This is a genomic window from Ornithinibacillus massiliensis, from assembly GCF_018310345.1.
Lineage (GTDB): Bacteria > Bacillota > Bacilli > Bacillales > Amphibacillaceae > Ornithinibacillus > Ornithinibacillus massiliensis.
Genome location: NZ_JAGXBY010000001.1, coordinates 222,225 through 247,289, shown reverse-complemented (window position 1 = coordinate 247,289; position 25,065 = coordinate 222,225). Strand labels below are relative to the sequence as shown.

Annotated in this window: 23 protein-coding genes; 2 read left to right on the top strand and 21 right to left on the bottom strand. The window is 38.6% G+C overall.

Annotated elements, in window-relative coordinates:
* Positions 1–618 precede the first annotated feature (618 nt).
* From KGF86_RS19450 to KGF86_RS01125, 17 genes are all read right to left on the bottom strand, one after another.
* Positions 619–750, bottom strand: coding sequence for a hypothetical protein (locus KGF86_RS19450; protein ID WP_255488041.1), 132 nt, complete (start codon positions 748–750; stop codon positions 619–621).
* A 211-nt stretch (positions 751–961) separates the two neighbouring features.
* A complete protein-coding gene (locus tag KGF86_RS01200) occupies positions 962–1,711 on the bottom strand; it encodes a nuclear transport factor 2 family protein (RefSeq protein ID WP_211740905.1) in 750 nt (249 codons plus the stop codon).
* 257 nt (positions 1,712–1,968) lie between these two features.
* Positions 1,969–2,889, bottom strand: coding sequence for a Gfo/Idh/MocA family protein (locus KGF86_RS01195; RefSeq protein ID WP_211741199.1), 921 nt, complete (start codon positions 2,887–2,889; stop codon positions 1,969–1,971).
* A gap of 30 nt (positions 2,890–2,919) precedes the next feature.
* Entirely contained in the window at positions 2,920–4,356 is a 1,437-nt protein-coding gene (locus tag KGF86_RS01190) for a glycoside hydrolase family 1 protein (RefSeq protein ID WP_211740904.1), read from the bottom strand.
* Between the two features lie 65 nt (positions 4,357–4,421).
* Positions 4,422–5,336, bottom strand: coding sequence for an ROK family protein (locus KGF86_RS01185; RefSeq protein ID WP_186867964.1), 915 nt, complete (start codon positions 5,334–5,336; stop codon positions 4,422–4,424).
* An 80-nt stretch (positions 5,337–5,416) separates the two neighbouring features.
* Positions 5,417–6,442, bottom strand: coding sequence for a LacI family DNA-binding transcriptional regulator (locus KGF86_RS01180; protein ID WP_211740903.1), 1,026 nt, complete (start codon positions 6,440–6,442; stop codon positions 5,417–5,419).
* Positions 6,443–6,535: 93 nt separating this feature from the next.
* Positions 6,536–7,384 (bottom strand): carbohydrate ABC transporter permease, encoded by an 849-nt coding sequence (locus KGF86_RS01175; protein WP_211740902.1) that lies wholly within the window; start codon positions 7,382–7,384, stop codon positions 6,536–6,538.
* Positions 7,381–8,334, bottom strand: a complete 954-nt coding sequence (locus tag KGF86_RS01170; RefSeq protein ID WP_211740901.1) for a carbohydrate ABC transporter permease — start codon at positions 8,332–8,334, stop codon at positions 7,381–7,383. Before KGF86_RS01170 ends, KGF86_RS01175 begins: the two co-directional genes overlap by 4 nt.
* Positions 8,335–8,527: 193 nt before the next feature.
* Positions 8,528–9,829, bottom strand: a complete 1,302-nt coding sequence (locus KGF86_RS01165) for an ABC transporter substrate-binding protein (protein WP_211740900.1) — start codon at positions 9,827–9,829, stop codon at positions 8,528–8,530.
* Between the two features lie 476 nt (positions 9,830–10,305).
* The gene (locus tag KGF86_RS01160) at positions 10,306–11,724 is read right to left on the bottom strand and encodes a glycoside hydrolase family 1 protein (protein WP_211740899.1); all 1,419 of its coding nucleotides are present in this window, start codon (positions 11,722–11,724) and stop codon (positions 10,306–10,308) included.
* 53 nt (positions 11,725–11,777) lie between these two features.
* Positions 11,778–13,049, bottom strand: a complete 1,272-nt coding sequence (locus KGF86_RS01155) for a PTS sugar transporter subunit IIC (protein ID WP_211740898.1) — start codon at positions 13,047–13,049, stop codon at positions 11,778–11,780.
* Positions 13,050–13,107: 58 nt separating this feature from the next.
* Entirely contained in the window at positions 13,108–13,419 is a 312-nt protein-coding gene (locus tag KGF86_RS01150; RefSeq protein WP_211740897.1) for a PTS sugar transporter subunit IIB, read from the bottom strand.
* A gap of 12 nt (positions 13,420–13,431) precedes the next feature.
* Positions 13,432–13,722, bottom strand: a complete 291-nt coding sequence (locus KGF86_RS01145; RefSeq protein WP_211741198.1) for a PTS lactose/cellobiose transporter subunit IIA — start codon at positions 13,720–13,722, stop codon at positions 13,432–13,434.
* 282 nt (positions 13,723–14,004) lie between these two features.
* Positions 14,005–15,879, bottom strand: a complete 1,875-nt coding sequence (locus KGF86_RS01140; RefSeq protein WP_211740896.1) for a BglG family transcription antiterminator — start codon at positions 15,877–15,879, stop codon at positions 14,005–14,007.
* Positions 15,880–16,101: 222 nt separating this feature from the next.
* Positions 16,102–17,886 carry a S9 family peptidase gene (locus KGF86_RS01135; protein ID WP_211740895.1) on the bottom strand — a complete coding sequence of 595 codons (1,785 nt, stop codon included), beginning with the start codon at positions 17,884–17,886 and terminating at the stop codon, positions 16,102–16,104.
* 96 nt (positions 17,887–17,982) lie between these two features.
* Positions 17,983–19,083, bottom strand: a complete 1,101-nt coding sequence (locus tag KGF86_RS01130) for a metallophosphoesterase (protein ID WP_211740894.1) — start codon at positions 19,081–19,083, stop codon at positions 17,983–17,985.
* 423 nt (positions 19,084–19,506) lie between these two features.
* Complete coding sequence (locus KGF86_RS01125) at positions 19,507–19,653, bottom strand: hypothetical protein (RefSeq protein WP_211740893.1); 147 nt, start codon at positions 19,651–19,653, stop codon at positions 19,507–19,509.
* Between the two features lie 23 nt (positions 19,654–19,676).
* Between KGF86_RS01125 and KGF86_RS01120 the strand changes: the two genes are divergently transcribed.
* On the top strand, positions 19,677–20,147 hold the full coding sequence (locus KGF86_RS01120) for a hypothetical protein (RefSeq protein ID WP_186867956.1): 471 nt from the start codon (positions 19,677–19,679) through the stop codon (positions 20,145–20,147).
* Positions 20,148–20,331: 184 nt separating this feature from the next.
* Here the strand turns inward: KGF86_RS01120 and KGF86_RS01115 are convergent, their stop codons facing one another.
* The 4 genes from KGF86_RS01115 to KGF86_RS01100 form a co-directional block, all read right to left on the bottom strand.
* Positions 20,332–20,853, bottom strand: coding sequence for a hypothetical protein (locus tag KGF86_RS01115; RefSeq protein ID WP_211740892.1), 522 nt, complete (start codon positions 20,851–20,853; stop codon positions 20,332–20,334).
* Positions 20,854–20,870: 17 nt separating this feature from the next.
* Positions 20,871–21,608 (bottom strand): YcxB family protein, encoded by a 738-nt coding sequence (locus KGF86_RS01110; RefSeq protein WP_211740891.1) that lies wholly within the window; start codon positions 21,606–21,608, stop codon positions 20,871–20,873.
* A gap of 226 nt (positions 21,609–21,834) precedes the next feature.
* Positions 21,835–22,491, bottom strand: a complete 657-nt coding sequence (locus tag KGF86_RS01105) for a type 1 glutamine amidotransferase domain-containing protein (protein ID WP_211740890.1) — start codon at positions 22,489–22,491, stop codon at positions 21,835–21,837.
* A 63-nt stretch (positions 22,492–22,554) separates the two neighbouring features.
* Positions 22,555–23,589, bottom strand: a complete 1,035-nt coding sequence (locus KGF86_RS01100) for an NADH:flavin oxidoreductase/NADH oxidase (protein WP_211740889.1) — start codon at positions 23,587–23,589, stop codon at positions 22,555–22,557.
* Positions 23,590–24,311: 722 nt separating this feature from the next.
* Here KGF86_RS01100 and KGF86_RS01095 point away from each other — a divergent pair.
* Positions 24,312–25,061 (top strand): SDR family NAD(P)-dependent oxidoreductase, encoded by a 750-nt coding sequence (locus KGF86_RS01095; RefSeq protein WP_186867952.1) that lies wholly within the window; start codon positions 24,312–24,314, stop codon positions 25,059–25,061.
* Positions 25,062–25,065: the final 4 nt, after the last annotated feature.

Genomic DNA, 25,065 nt, shown 5'->3' with positions numbered 1-25,065 from the left:
AGCTGAAGGGAGAAAATTTCCCACATAAAAAAACAGGACACCTTATAGGTATCCCGCTTGGAATTTAAAACAACAGATTATCCCGCGTTCCCCGTAATGGCTAAAAATAGGCACACTTCTCCCGTAGAATGAACACACAGTTCAAAAAAGAAATGTACTATTTAATTGCTTAACCATTACAAGTAAGCTGGCAAACCGAATTCCACCTTCCGTGTTTCTCCTATTTTGAATTATACAATAATTCTATCCATTGTCAATCCCCTAACCGAATGCCAAGGTTATTCTCCAAAGTGGCATGAGCTTTATCAGGATTTAGGGGTTAGTAGAGGCACAATATCGTTATCGGGACAACTGTATGGAGAATAATCCTCATTATTTATGGATTAGCTACTATTTTTTGGTCAGTAAAGAGAACTATACCTAGGAGTAGCGCTTATTTCGCAGCAAAACCGTCTAGTTGACATATTCATCAGGATTTGGAGGGGGGGGTTCAGGATTTGAGCGCTATCTTTCAGGATTTCAGGCACCTTTTTCAGGATTTCATAAAATCAGCCAGGTAATGCCCCTTTTGAAATGGTACCCTAACCCTAGAACACCGCCCTCCCAAGCTTCATCCGCTTACTTTTTCTTTTTTAACTCTCGCAAATACCCCATTGAAGCAGCAAAAGCAGCTGCTCTTTCTGGGATACCCTTTCTTATAAGCGTTTCTGCAGTTTGTTCAATTTTGTTTCCAGCACCTTTAAACTCCATGTTAGTATCCTCCCTTCAACCCATATTATTTGCCTGGTACATAAATATATTTATAACTTACTGGAGGATACAGACTTCCGGTGGGATGTTTTATATTCCAATGAGGAAAGGAGTGGCAAAGGGAAAAGCACGAGAACCACCCTACCCTTTACCCTAGCTCCTTCCACAACCTCTCCAACAATTTTATGTTTTTGCCATAAGTCGGGATGCTTTATTCAATACTCGTTTTATTACCCTTTGTTAACCTATCATAGTCCTCACTCGACAATTCAATCAGATACGATGATAATGTTTTAACTTTGTTATTGTTCTCTTTGTCAAATTTATATACATCGCAAAAAGCATACGTGGTTCCTTCACTATGCTTACTTGGCAATTTCATCGTACCCTCGACGAGCGCATTATTCCCCTGTACGATGATTTTTTCAACCGTATGTTCTTTTGCTACAACCCCACGCATTGGCTCAAGGTTATTTCTGGCAGCTTCTTTTCCTTCCATTACGGAGTCTCCAATAAAGTTCCATTCAATATCCTCAGCAATGTTATCGACGATATAATCTATATCACCTGTCACGAATGCCTCATTTAACCTTTGTACTTTCGCAATATTTACAGAATCGTGCTTCAAATCGAAGCCAAAATAGACGGTTATTTCGTTAATTTTCCCATTCTCAAATAAAAAATGTTCCATATTTTGAAAAGTAGCACCAGACTTTAATACGCATTCGTATCGAATGACCGCTTCATCTCCGTCTGTAAAAAGATTTTGGATGTGATATTCTTCTATGTCTTTACAACTTGGCCAACACTTTTCAAAATATGCCTCCCGGTTAATTTTGTCATCGACCGGACTATTAAACGTGAAGTCATGGCTTAACAATTCCTCTAAAATTCCCCTTTCCTTTGTTTCATACGCATTAAAATAATCTTGCACAAGATTCTTTAGATTTGTTTTTCCCATTCTTTTATCCCTCCACTTTTTACAAGCAGGCTTCCTGCTGTAGTTGGAAACAGCAAGTTTATCCTATTCTAGCACGTTAAGCAGTGCGTAAATTCTTCTAGGTTGCTTTTTTTGGAATTGAGGGAAAATTCATTATGAGAAGTGGTAAGAAATTTAACTTGATAAATCATCGAGGCGTAATCTACGGTGAAAAGTTCTTATGATGTAAGAGTGTTTCCATAAATACAAATGCAAAGGGTGAAGCATGGCTCCACGCTTCACCCTTGCTCTCTCAACAACTGTTCCACTAATAGCTGTGATCTCAACCCTTCTTCTCCATCTACGAATGGTTGGCTGTCGTTTATGATACAATCTACAAAATGCTTGACCGCGTCAACAAATCCTTTTTGTTTTAAAATTGTCTCCCAGGATGGGGAGGTTTGTATCGTTACTTTCCCGTCTTGCTCTGTTTCCATTACATTCATATTCTTCACTCGAATGAGCGCACCGGCCGTTAACACCTTCAATTCTTCTAAGTTGGTTCCCGCATGTCGATGCATGGAAAGTGTAAATGGATTACCATGCTCCCCTTCCCACACATGCTGGGCAAACGTAATCTGCTTATCAGCGTTGATATCCATCTTATGGTATGCCAACTTACTTTCTCCAGCCTGAAGCCATCTCATCAAGTCAATGAGATGAATGTAATCATCTAGCATGGTAAAACGGTAATCGTGTGGACCAATGTCAAGTGCACGATGTTTCTCCAAGGAAAATGCAGTAGGATCCTGTGCTTGCTCTTTTGCAGCGACATACATCGGTGCAAAGCGGCGGTTAAACCCAACCATTAGCTTTCGATTATGCTTCGCACTCAACGCTACTAGCCTCTCCCCTTGTGCCACTGTCGCAGCGAGTGGCTTATCCACATAAACGTCCTTTCCATTTCGTAGAAGCTCGGATACGACTTCAAAATGGGATTCTGTTGAGCTGTGGACAAACACTGCATCACTTTCCTCTATTAATGCCGATAAGCTAGGAAAGTCTTGGATTCGATATTGCCTGCAAACCCGCTGTCTTTTCTCTGCATTCGGTGAAAAAGCACCAACAAATTGCCAATTGGTTTCCTTTGTTAAAATAGGTAAATACGCCTTTTGTGCAATGGATCCTAGACCAACCATTCCGATTTTTGGCTGTCTGATAACCAACACTCCTCTTGTTATAAGCCTTACTTATAGATTTTTTCCATTTGTCTCAATGACTTCTTTATACCAATGATAGCTTTTCTTTTTAATCCGGCGAAGGTCATGCTCCCCTTCTTCATGTTGATTCACATAGACAAATCCGTAGCGCTTTTGGAAGCCGTTTAGCCAGCTTAGTAGATCTGTAAAGGACCATGTACAATAACCAATAACATCTACACCATCACTAATCGCTTCTTGGGTCGCCTTCAAATGTACTCGTAGATAATCAATACGATAGTCATCATTTACGATATCGCCTTCCTCAAGCTTATCGTATTCCCCTAAGCCATTTTCGCTGATTAGAATTGGTAATTCGTATCGGTTCGTGATGCGGCGGAGGGCGATGCGAAGTCCGGTTGGGTCGATGTTCCAATCCCAATTTGTCCGCTCCAGGTGTTCATTTTTCACGGTTTTATAAAGACCTGGTACTCCACTATCCTCGGTTGAGCCTTTCTTTCCAGATGTATTCATTTTCCCTTCTGATACACCATCTAATGGATTCCTTTCAAAGGTAGTCGTTTGGTAATAGTTTAAGCCCATAAAATCCGGCTTACCTTCTTTTAGTAATTCAAGGTCACCGTCTTCGATAGTTGGTGCCAAGCCCTTTCCTTCTAAGTAACGCCATGCCACCTGAGGGTATGTTCCCCATGCATAAACATCCATCCACCAATGTGCATTTAACTCTTCTGCATTTTCCGCAGCAATGATGTCCTCTGGCTTAGCAGATGCTGGATACGAAGGGGAGTAGGCAAAGCTAGGGCCAATCTTTCCATCTGATACATAGTTACGGAATTCCTTAATCGCACTGGCATTTGCCAAATTCGCATGATGATTGACTTGATGGAAAAGCTTCTCATCCTTTACTCCTGGGGGATGTAGAGCCGTTCTGTATCCAAAATTGGTGAAGATATTTTGTTCATTCAAGCTCACCCAATATTTCACCCGGTCACCAAAATGCTTATACAATGTAACCGCATAATTGGTAAAGTCCCGAATAATCTCTCGAGATTCCCAGCCACCATATTCATCTTGCAGTGCCTGTGGTAAATCCCAATGATAGATGGTTAAAATCGGCTCTATACGATGCTTAATTAACTCATCGATTAGATTACTATAAAATTGGATGCCCTTTTCATTGACTTCCCCTTTCCCATTAGGAAATATTCGAGCCCATGAAACTGAAAAGCGATATGCCTTCAAGCCCATCTCGGCCATTAAGCGAATATCCTCTTTATAACGATGGTAATGATCGACTGCCATATCACCAGTTGTACCCTTAAAGGTTTTCCCTGGAATTCGGACAAATTGATCCCAGTTGGAAGGCCCCTTCCCATCTTCATCCCATGCTCCTTCAATCTGATAAGCAGAAGAAGCCGATCCCCATAGGAACTGACTAGGAAAGGCTTCTAAATTCTTATGTATCATCACATTCCCTCCTTCAATCTAATTTGCTATACATGGAGACTAAGTAAACGTATACCCAGCCCCTACTATCTATAAATGGACTGTTTTGTAGCCCTTTGTAAGAAGTGATAGAGCGCCCCAATTAAATTAGAATCATTGCCAAATTGGCATGGATGCACCCTAATATCTAAACATTCTTCATTCGGTTTCATTACCTTAAGCTTTTCATTGATGTTATCAATTAGCCCATCCCGTTTACTGATTGCTCCACCAATTAATATTTTCTCCGGGTCAATCATGTACTGTAAATTATAAATTCCTACTGCTAAGCGCTTGATGAATTTTTCGATCTCATCCTGTACTTCTAGGTCACCCTCATCCGCCATTTTAAACACCGCTATCCCATCAAGCGTGTTAGGGTCGATGTCTTTGCGTTTTGCAACCTGCATCACTAAGCCCCCAGTTGCAGCAAGTGAGCTCCACGTTTCCCCAATCGGCTGGTCCAAATAATCCTCAAGGATCATATAGCCGAATTCACCACCGAAAAGATTGCTACCATGGCGAATCTTCTTATCTAAAACAAGTGCCCCACCAATTCCCGTACCGATCACGATACAAATGTAGTCATTAATCCCTTTAGCAGCACCAATCCAGCCTTCAGCCAAACCGGCACAATTCGCATCATTTTCCAGCTCAACCACAAGCCCTGTTCGTTCTTGGATGAGTTGTTTGATATTAGGACCATGAATATAAGGAAGAGCCGTAATCCCTTTAATGAATCCAGTTTCTACGTCTACCGCTCCTGGCATACTTAAGGCGATACCACTTAGAACCTGTTTCTTCTGAAATTCCTTCACCACGGAATCCATAACATTTACAAAAGCGTCTATACCGTCCTTCGGTGTTGGAATAGAGGATTTTTCTATAAAAGACCCAGCCTCATCCATAAGGGAATACTTAATTGCGGAACCACCCACATCAAAAACTGCATAATAGTTCACCAAAAAACCTCCTAACACCCCATACAAGATTCTAGTTGCTATTGTTTTTATACACTTTCCGAGAATAAATCGATGTAATATTACCAGAAGGTTTTATCCGCTCCACATGACTCCCTGACAATAAGTTCAGAGTCTGTAAACACTGGCTTTATTTTCGATTGCCCCTCAATTAAATCATTTAACATATAAGCTGATAATTTACCGATCTTTTCCTTATCCTGTTTTACCGTGGTCAGTTTCGGGTTACTATAACGGCATGCTGGAATATCATCACACCCAACAACTCGGATGTCATTTGGAACTTGTAATCCGGCCTCTTTAACCGCCCGTAATGCACCTAATGCCATTAAGTCTGAAGCAGCGAAAACGGCTTCGGGGACATCATCTAATTCAAGCATTCGCTTCATAGAGAGATAGCCACTCTCTTCCTGGAAATCTCCGTATTGAATCCATTCATCTCGTAGCTCAAGGTCGAACTGCTGCATCGCATTCTTGAACCCTTTTAACCTTAAATTTGAAATGACCGATTCACGCATTCCACCGATAAAACCAATTTTCCGATGGGAATTCAAATAAAAGTGTTCCACCACTTTCCTTGATAAGCTCACATTATCCGTCATGACATAGCTCGCATTAGGCCCTTTTAATTCGATATCTATACCGATACAAGGGAATCCACTTTCCGCAAGCTCAAACGTAGCATCCTCGACCTTCTCACCAGCAATAATCAAACAGCCGTCTACGTTAAAATGCTTGCACCTTGCTAAATAACTTCCCTCATCCTGTAGAAAATGCTCATTAGAAAACATCAAGATGTCATACCCTAATAAGCCAATATTTTTCTTAAAGGTTGAAATTACTTCATTGAAATATGGGTGTGTCATATCCACATTAATCCTACCGGCATAGATGAGACCGATGAGGTTTGATTTTTTCGTTGCTAGTGACCTTGCTGAAAAATTAGGTGCATAGCCCATTTCATTAATTACGGTCATGACCTTATTCTTCGTTTCCTCACTTATTCCCTTATAATTATTGATTACTTTTGAAACAGTTGCCTGTGAAACCCCTGCCATTTGTGCAATGTCTTTTATTGTTAACCCCATCGTATAATCTCCTCTAATTCCTTGATATATATTTCCTACTGCTAGATTACTAAGAGTCATAGAGTGATACAATAGCCAGGCAGGAAAAATAAATTATTTTACGGATCCTTCAGTAATACTAGAAATAAATAATCGGTTAAATAGTAAGAAAATGACTAGTAACGGAACAGTCGCCCAGAATACGCCAGACATAATCATCCCGAAGTCCACATTATTCGTATTGCTTAATTGTGCTAATGCCACTTGAATCGTATACATGTCTGGGTCTCTTAAAATCGTAAACTGCCATAAAAATTCTCCCCAAACCGCCGTAAAGACAATGATTCCAAGCGTTGCAAATGCTGGTAGGATAATCGGTAGGACAATTCTCCAGTAAATGCGGAAATTCGAGCATCCATCTAATTTCGCAGCCTCGATTAGTTCATCCGGAACTGCTCCTGAAATATATTGGCGCATCAAGAATATCCCTAACGGATTTAAAAAGAACAAAATCATGACCCCTGGTAAGGTATCAAGGAGTCCTGCATTCGAAATTAGAAAGTATTGCGGAATTAACCCTAGCTGTGGAGGAATAATCATCGTTACTAAGATCGCGACAAACAGAAAATTCTTCCCCGGGAACTTAAACTTGGCAAAAGCAAAGCCAGCTAGGGAGCTAATGAATAGAACCACAATCGTAACAACCGCACACAATACAAATGAATTCCACATTCCACCAAAGAAATCAATTTGATTTAATACCTTTTTAAAGTTCTCAACTAGCATATCTCCTGGTGTAAGGGTTGGTGGAATAGAATTATAGGCAGCACTTGGTCGTGTCGCCATAACAAACATCCAATAAAAAGGAAAAAGAGAAAGGATGGAAGCAATGAATAAAAATGAGTAAATGGATAGTTTACTGAACGATAGCTTTTTGCGATTTTTGTTTATGCGATTACTCATTTATGAACACCTCGCTTTTTCCTTCCAAATCCTTGCGTCAATCTTAGATTAATTACAGCAAATATCGTAATGATAACTAACAGAATAATCGCTGTTGCAGATGCCGTTCCAAAGGACTGCAATCTAAAGGCATCACGATATAAGTACATAACAATTGTCATCGCTTCATCCCTTGTGAAAGCATCAGCCCCTAAGAATACAGTTGGTTCAGAGAATAACTGCATCGCGCCAACGGTTGATGTAAATACAGTCAAGATAATAAAAGGCTTCATCATCGGAATCGTAATATACCAAAGCTGCTGAAACTTATTAGCACCATCCACAGTTGCCGCTTCATATAAGTCATTCGGTATACTTTGAATCCCGGCTAAATAAATGATTGTGTTATATCCAACCCATCTCCAAAACACCATAAGCGATATGGCAATCTTGGTTCCCCATTCAGAGGCAGCCCAAGAGACCGGGTCGAGTCCAAAAAGATTCGTTAACACATAATTAGCAAAAGATGAATCATGATTACTGAATAGCACACTAAATATAAGTGCCACGGCAACCATTGAGGTTAAATATGGCATAAATATCGTTACTCGGAAGAAGCTCTTAAACTTAAGAAATGCCAAATTTAATAAATAGGCTAGAATAAGTCCGACAACTAATTGTGGAGCCGTTCCCATAATCCCCATGATAATCGTGTTGTAAACCGATTTCCAAAACAGCGGATCAGTCAGTACGAGCTCAAAATTAGCTAACCCATTAAAGGTCATTGGACTTAAGCCATTCCACTTCTGAAAAGCTAAGTAAAAGCTAAAAAGCGCAGGATATAGACCAATAAGTGCAAAAATAATAAAGAAAGGCGCTATATACAAATAACCCGAAATCATGTCCTTCTTTTCTTCAGACCTATTTTTCTTCTTTTTCCCTATAGCTTCTTTCTTACTGGCAGAATTCATGTTCACGCCTCTTTTCCATTTCAAAATAGTACCGTGCCTTTAGGCGTTCCTAACGTAGTTTTTTCTGGGTCTTGTAAAAAGGTGGCCGGCTTACTCCTTCCATCCCTGTTTTGCAAAAGGCTTGTCTCGGTAAACCGACCATTACTATTTGTTTCGTTCGCTATCATACCTTTAGTCTTCAGAGTTTAATAGATTAACGTTTCATTAAATCCTCGGCACGTTTTACAGCTGCTTCCCACTCTTTCTCTGGATCTGCATTATTGTTTTGCACATTTTTCAGTGCATTTAAGATTTCGTTATGAACAGGGAAGTATTTTTCCCCTTTGTATCCGATCCCCGTAATGTCTTGGGCAGCCTTAGCAAATACTGGAGCTGTTGCCTGAGAGCCAAAGAATTCATCTTCATTCGATGTGAATTCTTCCATCTCATAGACTGAATGAGCGGAAGGGAATAATCCATGGCTTTGGAATGATTTTAATTGATTTTCTGGTGATACAAGCCATTCAATAAAATCATATGCCTCTTGTGCATGCTTAGTTTCACTTGGGATTGCGATATATGATCCACCCCAATTTGCAGCGAACTCAGTAGGTAATGTCGCTACCTTCCATTTACCAACAGCTTCCGGTGCATTTCCTTCCATCCAGCCTTTCAACCAGCCTGCACCTAGTTCCGCAGCAAATTCACCCTTGTTCACCGCATTCGCCCACTCTGGGCTCCACATTTCATATTTACCAACTATTCCCAGGTCATTCAGATGAACCGCATAGTCATATGCCTTTTTGACTTCACTATCTGCTCCAAGATTCAATTCATTATCTGGAGTTAAATAAGCTGTTTCTGCTGCATCTAAATACGCTCTAAAGGCCATTTCAATACTATCCACAAATGGCATTCCCGTTGCTTCTTTAACCTTTAACCCAGCCTCTTCAAACGCCTTAGGTGAGTTAATTAAAGCTTCCACCTCTTCTGGATCTGTTGGTAGTCCTGCTTGCTCAAATAAATCGGTTCGATAGTATAATGCTTTCGGACCGATATCTGTTGGAAGGCCAAACAAGAAATCTCTATCCACATTCTCTCCACTTTCCCATTTCCAATCTAAGTACTGATCCTTTACATCATTCGCACCAAGGTCATACAAGTTCTCAAAACGATCCTGGGCAACCTTAAAACGATCGAATTGATCAATTTCTAGCATCGCAATATCCGGTGCACCACTTCCAGCAGATAATGAGGTGAAGAGTGCATCATGATGGTCTGCAGTTTCGGATGATTTCACTTTAATTTTAATATTTGGGTTTTGATCCTCGTATTCTTTTGCTAAATCCTCATAACCAGTTGCACCAAACGTCCAGAAGTCTAGCGTAATTTCCTCGTTCGAATTACTATTCTTATCACCACTTGCCTCTTTATCACCATCACCACTACAAGCCACTAAAGAAACCACAAGCAAAGCTAATAATCCAAACACAGCAATATGTTTAAAACTTTTCAACGATATAACCCCCTATAATTAGTTTAATAGTTTGTAAAACCCTCTTGATTCACTCTAGAAATGGACACCTCCTATACACGACTAAGGAAACCGGTTTCTATAGAATTCAAAAAAATAAATAAGTAACCGCTTACAAAGAATTATAGTGCTTACTTTTTTAAAAATCAATATGTTTTTTTAGGAATTTTTAATAAAAGTAGTAAAGTTTAGATAATTAATAGTTGGAGTCTCCTCATTTTTAAGGAAACCGATTTCGTTAATTGGTGGTGGAGGAACGCTTGGGGGGTGTGCGAACATTTTGTTTTTGAACCCGCAGCGTGGCAGCCTAGTTGACATATTCTTCAGGATTTGGAGGGGGTGTTTCAGGATTTGATAAAATCCATCGCCATTTTGGAAGATAGATTAAGTAAAAAAGAGCAAACTAGGTATATAAAAATAGCCCCTATAGGTCGCATAACCTACAGGGGTTTATTGGGTTAATCTTGATACAATAATTCACCGTTCGATTCTATTATTTTCTTATACCAGTAAAAGCTATCTTTTCTCATTCTGTCCAATGTTCCATTACCTTCATCATCTTTGTCCACGTAAATGAAACCATATCTTTTTTGCATTTGCCCGGTTCCCGCACTAACAATGTCAATTGGACCCCAGTACGTATATCCTAGAACTTCACAACCATCTTCAATGGCTTCATGAAGCTGAATTAGATGCTTCTTTATATACTCAATTCTGTAATTGTCGTGTATCTTGCCGTCTTCGGCTATAACGTCCTTCGCTCCTAAACCATTTTCAACTACAAACAATGGCTTTTCATATCTATCATATAATTCATTACATACATATCTTAATCCCTTTGGATCAATTGGCCATCCGAAATCAGAAACTTCTAAGTAAGGATTTTCATATCCCATACTACCACCAGTTGATTCAAATATAGGTGTGCCAGATTTATAGGTCGACGTTAAATAGTAACTAAACGCTAAAAATGAGCAAGTATTATCTTTCAAAAGTTCATCATCGTACTTTTCTTTAACAATATGAATATTATATTCCTTGAATATTCTGTTGGTATAGGACGGATATTTCCCTCTCAACATGACATCAGAGAAAAATAGTGATCTTCTTCTAAATTCATATGCTCCAAACACATCATCTGGATGACATGTATGAGGATAGAAGGCACTTAATGACAACATACAGCCCACTTCATTTTCAGGCATTATTTCTTTTCCTAGCTTAACCGCCATGGCATTTGCTACAAGCAGGTGATGACTTGCTTGATAGACTCTTTGTAGCTTGTCTGGTCCTTCTTCAATACGGCATGCCCCAGCTGCGAAAGGAATTTTATGCATGTTGTTCACTTCATTAAAGGTCATCCAGTATTTCACCTTATCTTTATACCGGTTAAAGATAACCTCACAATATCTACTAAAGAAATCTATTAATTTTCGGTTCTCCCATCCACCATATTGATCAACAAGATGTAATGGTGTTTCATAATGCGATATTGTTACCATAGGCTCCATACCATTCTTAATTAGCTCATCAAATAAGTTGTCATAGAATTGTAAGCCAGCCTCATTAGGCTCTTCTTCGTCTCCATTTGGGAAAATCCTTGTCCAGTTAATCGAAGTCCGGAACAACGAAAAGCCCATTTCTTTAAACAAGGCGATATCTTCCTTATAACGATGATAAAAATCTATCGCTTCATGGCTTGCATAATATTTATTAGGGTCAATTACTTTATCTGCTTTTCCAGAGATTATTCCACCTCTAACCACATCTGCGATAGAAACCCCTTTACCATCTTCGTCCCATCCACCTTCAGCTTGATTGGCAGCAATGGCTCCGCCCCAGAGGAACTCATTTGGAAATTTTCTACTATTAGTCATGGTAAACACTCCAATGTCGTTTATGATAGAAGACTCTTTGCTAACCTATTAATCTAGGCTGCATTAGATTGTTCTTCTTCTAGCGCCTTTTTGTCTAGTATTTTAAAGAAAGGTAAATATATGAGTATATCAATGATGATCAGGATTACCTGAAGCAAGATCAAGGACACAGCGCCTGCTAAAATAGAGTTCACAAATACTGGTGTTCCAAGCGGCATATGGAGACCGTTGACCAGTGGAAATACGCCGAACTTCATCAATGAATAGGAAATAATGGCATTCGTTAAAGGTGCTACAACAAATGGTATAGCCAGATATGGATTTAGTACGATAGGTAGTCCAAATATGACTGGTTCATTAATATTAAAGAACGCTGGAGGTAAGGCTAATCTACCTAGTGTTTTATATCGTTTACTTTTAGCAAAGAACGCTAAAAGTAGGGTAAGTGCTAGCGTTGCGCCAGCTCCTCCTATAATGATTAACACAGCTAGAAAACCAGTGTTTACAATGTTTTCAGGTGGATTACCTGCAGCAATAGCATCTAGGTTTTCTAGTCCTAATGGTATCCAGACTCCGTAAAGGATAGGTAAAATTGCTAGCGTCCCGTGAATCCCAAAAAGCCAAAGCGTATGGATAATGATAACAAGGATAACCATTGACCAGAATCCTCCACCCAGATTTTGTAATGGAGTTTGAATAAATGAATAAACAAACTCATGGGCACTTTCAAACTTTGTTAATGTAAACAGTCCACTAATGATTGTAAAGAGCGTTACAATCATAATTCCTGGTAATAATCCCCCAAAAGTTTTTTCAACGGTTGGTGGTACACCAGATGGCATTTTTATAGTCCAGCCCTTTTCCACGATAAATACATAAATTCTAGCAGATAATAATCCTACTATAATTGCGACAAAAAGACCTTGAGCTCCGAGAAATTGTACAGGTATCACACTTGCATCATCCAATGTCGCAAAGGGCGTTAAAACTAGGAAACAAATTAATGCAATAATACCAGCAACAACTCCATCTTGATTAAATAGAGTTGCAAGTCTATATGCTATACAAAAAACGGCATAAAGAGCAATCAAGGAAATCGTTACAGAAGAAGGTAGAGACAATACTGTTTTCAGCCCTGTTTCTGTAATGAAATTTTGGTATGCTTCCAAATTTATATTTGAAATTAAAATAGAAAGCGCACCTATAATAATAACTGGTAATGCTAAAAGTAATCCCTCTGATACTGATTTTAAATATCTATTTTCTCCTATTTTTCCTGCTATACGCTGTAAATTCCCTTGTATAGCATCTGTACGCGTACTCATATATGACACTCCATTCCTTCAAAAGTAATTTAAAGGATTTAACCTACATATTCTACTTTTATTTAGAATTGATTAAATCCAACGCCCAATTTAAAACCTTTTCACCATTCATTGTTCCATAATCAATACTATTAATTACTTCTACTGGAATTCCTTGCGGTTCAAATTGCTTTTTGTAGTCATTTTTCAAATAGGAGACTTGTGGGCCAAGTAATAGTACATCAGCCTCATCAATATATTTTTTTATATCCCCACCGGAAGTCGCTCTAATACTAACCTCTACATTATTTTCAACTGCGGCTTGTTCCATCTTATTCACCAGCATGCTTGTAGACATTCCCGCTGCACAAACTAATAAGATATTTTTCATTTTCAATTCCTCCTAGATATTAATTGTTTTCTTTGTTAAATCGATAATTTCTATTGCTAAATCTCTTACAGTCATTGCATTCATGAGGTGATCTTGTGCATGAACCATGAGTAAAGAGATCTCTGTCTTTTCGCCTCTCGATTCCGCTTGAATCAAGTCTGTTTGTATGCGGTGGGCTTTGTTTAATTCCTCATTGGATTCTTCTATTAATTTCTCAGCTTCTCCAAAATTTGCATTTTTCGCCTCAGCTATTGCTCTCATAGCAGAGCTTCTAGCATTTCCACCGTGAATAATTATCCCCATGATTACCTCTTGATTTTCCAAATCGTCACCCTCTTGTGCTAAATTTATACCTTGTCTAAACTATATAACTGAAACGCTTCCATTAAAAGTCAACCTTTTTCCACAATAAACGGAAAGAATTTGCTCACAAAATATCATCAACATCTGGAAATATACGTGAAAAGCTAATGCTCAACCACCGTAAGCGCGATTCCAAATACTGCAATCCTAGAACACCATTGCCAAATCTAAGCCTTTGTTATTTCTGAGCTCTAACCATTAAAAAAGAATGTAGCTATTAAACTACATTCTCTTGATTATGTTCATTATTGTAGAAGAATCCTTAGCCGAAACAAGTTTTTGAACAATCTCATGATTATCAATCAGTTGAAGAAGTGCCTCGTACATCGGTTTTAACTCTTCTTTATTTTCATCAGCAACATGAAGCAGGCATACAAATTGTACTTTGTTTTTACCCCAATCAATTGGCTTTTCTAAAGTAGCTATTGTCCAAAACGTATAGGGGGATTGGGCCACTAGTGGGTGTGGTACTGCAACGAGATTACCATAACTAGTTGACGCGGCATCCTCTCGTTGGAGGACAGAGCTCACGATTCCCTTTTCAGCCATTCCTTTTTGAATAAGCTCATTACCTAAATAATTAATCACTTCTTCAGAAGGTTCACAAGCTAAGTTAGGATAGATTAACTCTTCTTTTACGTAAGAATCAATAACAGACTCTTTAAAATCGCCAATTACAAATTCAAGCTTGCTGAGTTCACCATCATCTAACATCGTGCTTACTACTACATGAGGGATCGTTAAATCCTCCGGTAGGGGAACCGTACTAACGATAAAATCTATAGCATCTTCCTCATAATTTGGGAGGTTATGTAACTCGGTTGCACCTATAATGGTCAATTTATTACCGAATTTGGCCCTCATTTTATACAGCAATAATTGTGAACTTCCAAGACCGGTAGTACAAACAATCAGACACCGCTTTGGTTTTTTATTCAGCTTCGATCTCTCAAGTGCTGCACCAATATGTAGTGCAATGTATCCTATCTCATTTTCATTTATTTCGATATCAAAATCTTTTTCAATAACTTTCCCTGCTATAATTGCTGCATCAAATGCAATGGGGTAATTTACTATTATCGCTTCTAACATTGGATTCCGTATATTCATATTGTGTTTAAAGCGATGGATTGCAGGTTTTAAGTGAAGCGCAATTGCCGCAAACAATTCTTTGTCATGCTTAATACCTAGATTCAACTGTTCATCAACTTGATCTATTAAACGTTCTACCGTTTTTAAGATACGTTGATCAAAGTTACTAATTAATTCCGACTGCTTATGATTTAAAAGAAGCCTTGTACCTAATAAATGCATCGCCACATACAAAATTTCTACCTTTGGAAAAGTGGTATGCAACTTTTGCTCTATACATTTAATAATACTTTGGGCTACCTCATATTCTTTTTTGCTTTGTATATCATCTTCAATGTCTTTTAAGCTTTCCACATATTTCCCGCTTTTTATTCGTTTATAGGCTATGGCAATATGTACAACTAAATTATGTAACGAAATATCCGATAAGTTGAATTTAAACGACTTTAATTCTCTTAAAACCGATTCACGTATTAATTCCATTTTTTCTGCTGATAACAGCCATGGTTGATGACTAAATTCATCTTTCATTTGGGGAGAATGTTGAAACAATAGCTCGGAAATGGCAAACCTTATATTACTTTCTGTACCAATAAGTTTTAACCCATACTTAGGTCTTTGCGTTAACTGCAAATCATACTGCTGTAAGACAACCTTAACATCCTTTATATGGTTCTTTAGAGTCGATTTACTAACATATAGCTCATCCGCCAATTCTTCTACCTTTATATAATCTGGGTTTAGAAGAAACTTTTTAGCTAAGAAATGAATTCTATCTTCCGGTTCAACTGGGAAGCTCCTATCTAAATCTAAAACGTTATAAATAAACTGTTTAAACTTCTCTTCATCAATACGCGCACCTGCATTACTTAACTGTTGATTAATATCTTTAATATCATTTCGAATCGTTCGAGATGTTACATGAATTTTAAGTGCTAATTGATTGCCTGTAATGGGTTTACCTTCTAATAGCACTTTTAAGATATGTTGTTGTCGAGTATTCATCGTAGCACCTCCTCTAGTATCTTTCTATCATAAAACGCTTTCAACAATATTTGGGTACAATATGTTTCCTAGACTAGAGGAAATATATTGTACCTTAGTTAAAGAGTTAAAAAGGAGGCCTTCTAATGTAATTAAGATGATTCATCACTAAATATTGATCCTGTGTGAAGTTGCCAATTAGTTGGCATCCGCCATTAGAGTGGTAAATACCACTCCCCAACCCTACACATACTTCCGCAAAAAGCTAACCATCAACGAATAAACCTTTAAGGCATTTTCTGTTTTAGAGAAGCCATGGCCCTCGTCTTCGAGTACGAGATATTCGACGTCTTGGCCTCTTTTTTTCATAGCATCGACGATTACATCGGATTCTACCTTCACAACGCGTGGGTCATTGGCACCTTGAATGACTAGCATTGGCTTGGTCATCTGGTCAATATAAGTCATTGGCGAGTCTTCTATTAATTTCTCCCGGTCCTCGTTGACATCACCAATTAACTCTCTATCCGATTCCTTCCAATGTTCTGGGGCTGTCTCAATGGTTGTAAATAAATTACTTGGGCCAAAGATATCAACAAATGCCTTAAACCGATCTGCATGGCGACCGTGAAGAAGTAAGGTCATATATCCTCCATAGCTTCCACCAATACAGAACCACTTATCCGAACTAGATTTCCCTTGTTGGTCTAGCCAGTCCATACCGGCGATGATATCCAGGCGTGGGCCGCCTCCCCAGTCTTTATTTACTAATCTCATAAAGCTCTCTCCATAGCCAGTGCTACCACGGAAGTTCGGCGCAAACACGCTGAACCCTTGGGAGCATAAATATTGGAAGAGCGGTGTAAAGGTTTTTCTTACCGCATGCTGTGGTCCACCATGGGGCCATAGGATGGTATGCCCATTATCCAGCTCCGGATTTGGTGAAAAGTGTAGTGCTTCGATTTTTAATCCATCAAAGCTATTATAGGTAAGCACCTCAGGCTCTGTTAATGCCTCATTATCCACCCCTATGATACGGTGCTGGGTTATCTGCTCCCAGCCGCCTGTATCGGTATACTCGAATAAGTTTGCTGGGAAGATTGTTGACCTACCTAATGCATAGATGGCGCCACTTTTTCCAATCCTTATTTTATTGACCATATCAAATGGCTTATCTAGTAAAGTTGCTTCATTTGTAGCTAAGTCGAATCTATATAAACGGTCCTCTACACCACGCTCTGCGACAAAGTAGACACGATTTCGCTCCCGGTCAACGGTTAAATTCGATAATTCGTAGCCATCGAACGCTACTAGCTTCGTAAATGTCCTCGTGCTAATCTCAAAGCTAGCTAAATAGTAAAACTCACTTTCATAATTGGTTAAAAGTAACACCTGATCATCCGTTAGATATTTCACTTGACGAACTCGATGCGGCTTTTTCTGTGAAGGGGTAAGTGGGATAATCTCCTGACCCTTAGCGAGATAGCCAAATGAGCTTGTATTTCCTAGCTCTTTTGAGAACGCAAAGCTCGATTCATCCGGACTCACAGAATACAGATAACTTGGTCCTTTTTCACCCTTTATCAAAATCTCCTTGTCACCTGTCTCCAGATTTACTCGGCCTATATTTAAAAAGTTGGGATTGTCTACACTCGTTATGTAATAGAGATGTTGGCCATCTTCCGCCAAATCACCATAGTAAAACTTTTCTCCCTCAGCTTTTAGCACTGCGACCGGTTCTCCTCCACTGCTTTTGACTGCATAGATATGATAATTTTCATCTCCGTCTGTATCGTAACCAGTTAAGAAGTAGTTACCCCCGGGTGTATATTTTACAAAGGAATTCATTTGATTGGCAGTTGTTAACTGGTAAGGGTACCGCTCATCAAGTCTCATGGCCCATACATTGTAATAACCATTTAAATTAGAGGAGAAAAGAATTTCATCCTCTGTCGCATTCACATCAAAATCGACGATATTTATCGTTCTGAAAAAGCTCTCGATACTAGGCTTTGGAAATTGAAACATGTATATTCCCCCATTAATATGCCAGTTCACTCTAATGGCATTGTTTTTTTATTTGTCTAAATATTATATCAAAATTAATCCTATATCGATATGTATCTACTCGAACGTAATATCGATCTTCACGAGTTCTGAGCGTGTACCAATACGTATTGGCGGTCCCCAAAAACCAAAGCCTGATGTCACAATAGAATGCAGTTGCTCCTTCTGCAAGTAGCCATAATCATTTTCATAAATGGCATCCGTAATAAGGCTGCCTGGGAATACTTGCCCTCGGTGTGTATGGCCAGAGATCATGAGGTCAATCCCTTCCTGCTGTGCGATATCCAAATCATATGGTTGGTGATCAATTAGAATAGCTGGTAAGTTAGGGTCTACTCCATCCATTAATTGCTCTAAAGGTAGCCTGTTTGGGTCGATTTTGTCCTTTCGTCCAATTAACGTAAATTGCCCTTGAATTCCCTCTGTCTCATCATACAGGACTTGGATTCCACTGTTCTCTAATGCATCAATGATTTCCTGCATAGTCCCCTCATGCTTGTCATGATTCCCAAGTGATGCATAGACGCCATATGGTGCATGGAGCTCGGACAGTATTTGATCTATGTTATGATCCAGGAAGATTTGAAGGTCATCATCAATGATATCGCCCGGCAAGAGGATGATGTCTGCATTTAGGTTGTTCATTTCCTTTACAAAGCGCTCTGCATGGCCTTTACCTGACAATAGTCCAAAATGGGTATCTGCTGCCATGGCGATCGAAAGACTATCAAGAGAGGAATCGCCTTTATCAATCTTAATCTCATAGCTTTCTACGACCGGACTATAAGCGTTAAATATGCCATATCCCAAGAAGGATACCATTAATACGAGTATCACAACCCCTGCCCATCTCTGTGTTTTATGCCTTGGTAGTCGCGTACGACGCAAGAGAATAACAGTAATATGAGCAAGCGGCACTAATAGTAACAGCAAGTAGAAGCATGCCATCCAATATGCGCCAACTATTTGTAAAAAGGTGATTCCAGACATCATCCCAAAGAAAAACGAACTCGCTACTACTATTACGACTAGGCTATAAATGATTTTAAATCGTTTGCTTGATGATTCTGGTTTAAGAAAGCGATAGCCCCTCCAGCCAATGTAGTAAACGAGTCCTCCATATACTACGAGTGTGCTGATTAAGATTAGAATGAACATATGTATGATTAAACTCCTTTTCTTATTAGTTTGATTGCTCCATAGTAGAAAACGGTACGAAAATAATTTAATAGAGTGATAGGTCCCTTTTGTTAATACCCTATTTTTTCATAATTAAGCCTACCTACATGGGAAGTTTTCATATTTGTATGTATGGATTACTCTTGTATTATAGCTTAGGTGGTTGTTATGGTGTAATTGATATGACGTGTTTATTGAGAGTTTGATAGTGATGGGGGATGGATTTTCTCTTTTACATAAAGATTTGTTTCTACTAATAGGAATCCTTTTATCTAAAACTGTCGTCTAAAATAATGGAGAAAAGCAAAAGAGGAAGAGCGAACGACAACAAATTAATAAGCAAAATTCCTATAAAGAAATAATTTATCGACTTTATAAAATAGTATGAATACAGTTTGTTAACTATTTTCTAGGTTGATATAATGGTAATAATAATACAATTCGGTATGGGACTGGTAGATGTAGCATGGACAGGGTGGATGATGTGTTAACGTGGGATAATCCACCGAATAAGAGCCAGAAGGTATACTCACGAATAAATTTATTCATAAAACATTAAAGGGGAGTTTACTTTGAAAAAGTATCTATTGTCATTTGGTGCATTGATAGTCACTATCAGTTTAATCGCTATGATTATAATCAGTTTCGTCAATGATGATCAGAAGGGAAATGCGACACAACCTGACGAAGCGTTTTCTAAGAATGAAGCAATAGAAAAAGAGGAAGTAGTGTCCGAACAAACGCTTGAGACATCAACTATTGAAATATCTGAATATGCCTCCATGTCTGATTGGGTAAAGAATACGAAAGAGTCATTAAAAGAGATTCCTGAGGACACTACTAAGGAAAATCATTATCCCCATATGGGTTCTAGCGCGAGTATATATGCTAGATATTATTTAGACCAGACTAGTGACAGCAGAATTACTGGATTACTAGAAGAAATTAATGATGTAGGTCTTGAGATAACCGCTGAACCCGATATAACAAAACAAGAAGGATTAATAGATGAGCTGGTAGAATTGCTAGAGCAATTAAGCTGAAATACGTTTAGGTAATTACAGGTAACGAAGGAAAAAGAAGACGAAATAGCTGAGCGGGAGACTTTTGAGTTCTGGCCAGTGATCGTAATAAATGGACAAATCAATCAGCCGCCCTTTAGGGTTGAGGCAGTCAAAAGCTTCCAGCCGCAAAACCCCCCCCCCGCGTTATATGGGTGGTGTTTATCTATATGTTCGCTGGGGACAATATAATTTTTTCTTCCTCTAGTTCGTTTTCATTCTTTCCTTTCCATTGAACCAAAATAAAAACCTCATTTATGTCTTCAATACTAACAGGATTTCCACTTTTGTTTCGATACGATTCTTGGTTAGCAGCAAATTCACCTGTTGATTGTTCCGATATATCCAATTCTACTGATTTAGCTCTATCTTGATAATCAGCTAAAAATACCTCTTTATGAAGGCGTATTTCCTCATTATCATCAAAAATAACATATACTTCTACGTTGAAATAGTCTGCTTCAAAAACGTCCTGTTCCTTCATATACATTCTTCCAGCGTAGGTACGAAACAAAACAGGATTGGCTTGTATTTTATAATCAACTACTTTCCAATGCGTACTTTCACCGTGATAGACTTGAGTCGTATTTGGTAAACCATTATATATCAATTGCTCAGCCTTTTTTATTAAAGAGGCTAATTGAAACTTGTCATCGTAACTAGCATCCTCAGAATCAATCATACTCAACTTATTATACAATTTGTCTATATATCTTTTTGTGTTACGGATTCTTTTATATTGAGTTTCTGTTTTAGTAAATCTTCCATCTCAGTTTCTGTATCAATATTTTGAAATAAACCATATACTTCTTCTTTTACAGGAGATAATGAATCCTGTGCGTTTTCTATTTGATTGATGATGGCTAAGGATACAAAGAAAATAAGTAAAATCACCCGGAGTTTCGTAAGTTTTTCTAGGTTTGATGAAGTTTCTTGTTGTATTAAGGGTTTATTATGTTCCACAAGCAGGTTTTGGAATTTTTGTTCGTTTTCAGATGATAGTTCCCTTATTGGTATTATATAGGAACGTTCGTCTTGATCATATATAAAGTAATAAGAATCATTCTTTACTACTCGAATAAAACTACTCCACTTTTGGGAAAAAGTTTTTGTTGTAGAAGATAATGTAATGCCGTCATGGTTAATTTTTAAATGTTTTTCCCCGAGTTTAGCAGCATCTCTTTTTAAAAACAAATTATGCCTAGCATATAAAGTATATCTCTCTGCAAGAGGAAAAATTACAAAAGAGGCAAAGAATGTGTTAACTAGTGTCTGAAACAAGTTAGGACCATAAAAGATAATAAATGAAAAAACCGCAAAAATAATATTTGCCAATCGAATAGAAGTGATAACTTTACGAGAATAAATTCTTGCGTTCTTTTTATACGACCAAATATCTTTAGGTTCTAACTTAAAGTGAATTTCTATAGATATCCTCTCCATCACTTAGTAGCTCCTTTAAATTTAATCATATTTTTTATAACATGTATTATTATTCCTAATATGGGGAGACTTTCTAGACAACTAGTATGAAAGAAGCACCTATGCCAGATTACAACCCAGGGTTGTTTGTGCAGAAAGTTATGTATAAACCAATTTTAAACCAACAAAAAGAAAAAGAATACCCCCAAGCCATAAGCTCGGAAGTACCCCTTACTAATCCACTACCTTATTCCTCTAACGCCTCTACCACTTTCTCCGCTGTACTTCTGCTAGACTGCGGATTTTGTCCTGTCACTAGTTTGCCATCTCGGATCGAGTGATCAGTCCATTTTTCAGAAGCAACGAAATCGGCACCGTTCTCTCGTAATTTAGTCTCTAAAAGGAAAGGCATGTGAACATCTAGCTCCATTTCAACCTCTTCTTCATCAGTAAAGGCGGTAACCTTCTTGCCTTTCACGATTGGTGTACCGTCTTTGTATGTTGCATTGACCAATCCCGCAGGTCCGTGGCAAACAGCGGAGATGATTTTATCTTCTTCCGCAAACTCCTGCAATACATAAAGAAGTGTTTCGCTATCTGGAAAATCAAACATCGTACCATGTCCACCTGGTAGGAATATAGCGTCATATCCGTGTGCATAGTCTTTCGTTAGTTTTTCCGTATTTTTTAGTTCCGCTTCAGCATCTTTCCACTCTGGCTTCTCTTCAATACTGTTCGGGTCTAGTGCAACTTCACCACCACTGATGCTGGTCACTTGTACCTCGTAGCCTTTTTCTTTGAAAACGAGGTAAGGTACAGCGAATTCCTCTAGCCATAGACCTGTTTTGTGATCATCTGTAATAGTTGTATGATTTGTCACAACCATCAATACTTTTTTTGCCATGCTTTATTCCTCCTTATAATTCAAAATTAATATATACTCTTTCGTTAAAACTATCCGTTTCCTTTATGATCTTGATGGAAAGGCTGGTGAGTATTGGGTAGGAACGGTGTTTTTCTTCTTTAATGTAGCTGCTGCTTCTAGTGTCCAGTATGGATTACGTAACATTCCTCTACCTACCGCTACAAGATCTGCTTCCTCATTTCCAATCACTGCGTTGGCGAGTGCTGGTTCATCCAGTCTTCCAACCGCAATAACCGGGACATTTAGTTTTTCTTTTATTTCTCTTGCGAAAGGTACTTGGTAGGCAGCATGCGTTCCTGGTCTTCCATGAGCAGCAATTTGTCCTTCTCCACCAGCACTAACATGAAACATATCAACGCCAGCTTCCTGATAGACCTTCGAGAATGCGACACTTTCCTTCAATCCGTAGCCGTTATCCACATATTCAACCGCAGAGACACGCATAATTAATGGCATCTCACTAGGCATGACACTTTTCGCGGCCTGAATAACTTCCTTACCAAACTTGGTTAGATCTTGCCCATATTCATCAGTACGTTTATTGGTAAATGGGGACTGGAACTGGTGGATTAGGTAACCATGTGCCCCATGAATTTCGATCGCATCGACACCAGCTTTTACCGCGCGTTCTGTTGCTAATCGGAATTTCTCAACCATTTCTTTAATTTCTTCTGTTGTCAGTTCCCTCGGAGTTTTGGAATTTTCATCAAACGGAATTGGTGATGGCGCAACAGGAACCGCTGCATCCTCTGCTTTACGTCCCGCATGGGCAATTTGAATAGCAACTTTAGCACCATGTTGGTGACAGGCATCAACAATTCGTTTGATGGCTGGGATTTGTTCATCTGACCATAATCCGAGATCATAATCTGTAATACGGCCATCCGGCTCCACATCAGTCATTTCAATAATGATTACCCCTGCTCCTCCGATAGCACGGCTAACATAGTGAATATAATGCCAATCATTCGCAATTCCATCCTTTTTCGTAACGGAATATTGACACATAGGTGGCATGACGACACGGTTTTTTAATTCTAAGTTCTTTATTTGATAGGGGGTAAATAAATCCTTCATGAAAAGAATCTCTCCTTCTATGTTTAGTTAAACTGACCTTGCGTTAAAAACCTAAACGAGCGCTTAAGCATATACATTGGCTTTTTGCGCCGCTTATCCGGGCAAGCTTTTCCTCTTTAGTATTGATAAATTACCCGATAAAACACATAAAACTTACACCTAGCCAATCGAATCGCAAAAACCTTCACAACGTCCAAAGGCGTACAAATTTAGGAAAGTGCTCGCACTAGCGTTTTCCCATTCTTCAATCCTATCCGGCAATATCATGAATCGAGTATTTCTTGTCATGTCATTTTTCCCTCCATAACAAGTTTTGGATAATGGAGTGCACTCCATTGTGTTGGAAATTATAATACTCGCTTTTAAAGAATACAAATTATCTGTTTGGAGAGAGAAGTGTGTATACGTACCATTTTCGGAAACATGCCTTCTCTAATTCGCTGATATTCTAAAGAAACGAACTTCTGGTGAATGTTATCTATTGAGCCGTTCCATTCTTCAAATCGATTTTTTTAGAAATTCTCAGAAAAGAAGTCACAGTTTACTATAGTTGACCTGGAGAAATATTAGTTCTACCCTTGAAGTACGGATCCATTTTTCGACTATATACGCTTGCTAGACGCATAGTTGGTTATACAATGGTAATGCTAACAGGTAATACGGTGGAAATGAACCCGATGAAAAATTGGTTTTCCAATTGATTATATAGGAGGTTTTCATAGATGAGTAACGTTGCAATTATTACTGGTGCAGGTAGTGGATTAGGTCAATCAACAGCTGTACGATTGGCACAGGAAGGAATTAGTATTGCGGTAGTAGATGTTAATGAACAAGGTGGAAATGAAACAGTAGAATTAGTGAAAAAACATAACGTAGATGCTATTTTCATAAAAGCGGATGTATCCAAAAAAGAAGACGTAAAACATTATGTCGATCAAACACTAGAACACTTCGGTAAAATTGATTATTTCTTTAACAATGCCGGAATATCAGGTAGCGGAAAATATTTCTTAGATACCTCTATCGAAGAAATTGATAAAATCGTTGGCATTAACTTAATGGGTGCCTTATACGGTGTACATTATGTAGCGAAGGCAATGTTAGAAAATGGGGGAGGCTCCATTGTGAACACCGCTTCTAGTGCAGGTGTTATTGGACAAGACTCTGTTGTTACCTATTCCGCTACAAAACACGGAATTGTTGGGCTAACGAAGAGTATGGTAGCAGAATATGCAAAAGATGGCTTGCGTGTAAATGCTATTGCTCCAGGACCTACTGAAACACCAATGGTAAAAGAGTTCTACGAAGCAAATCCGAAAATGAAGGAAAATGCTACAGGTGGAATTCCACAGAAACGTCTAGGAACGCCAGAAGAAGTGGCTGAGCTTGTTACCTTTTTACTTACTTCTAAAGCAGAATATATTAATGGTGAAGTAATCCGTATCGATGGTGGATTTACGAATACGAAATAAGCCT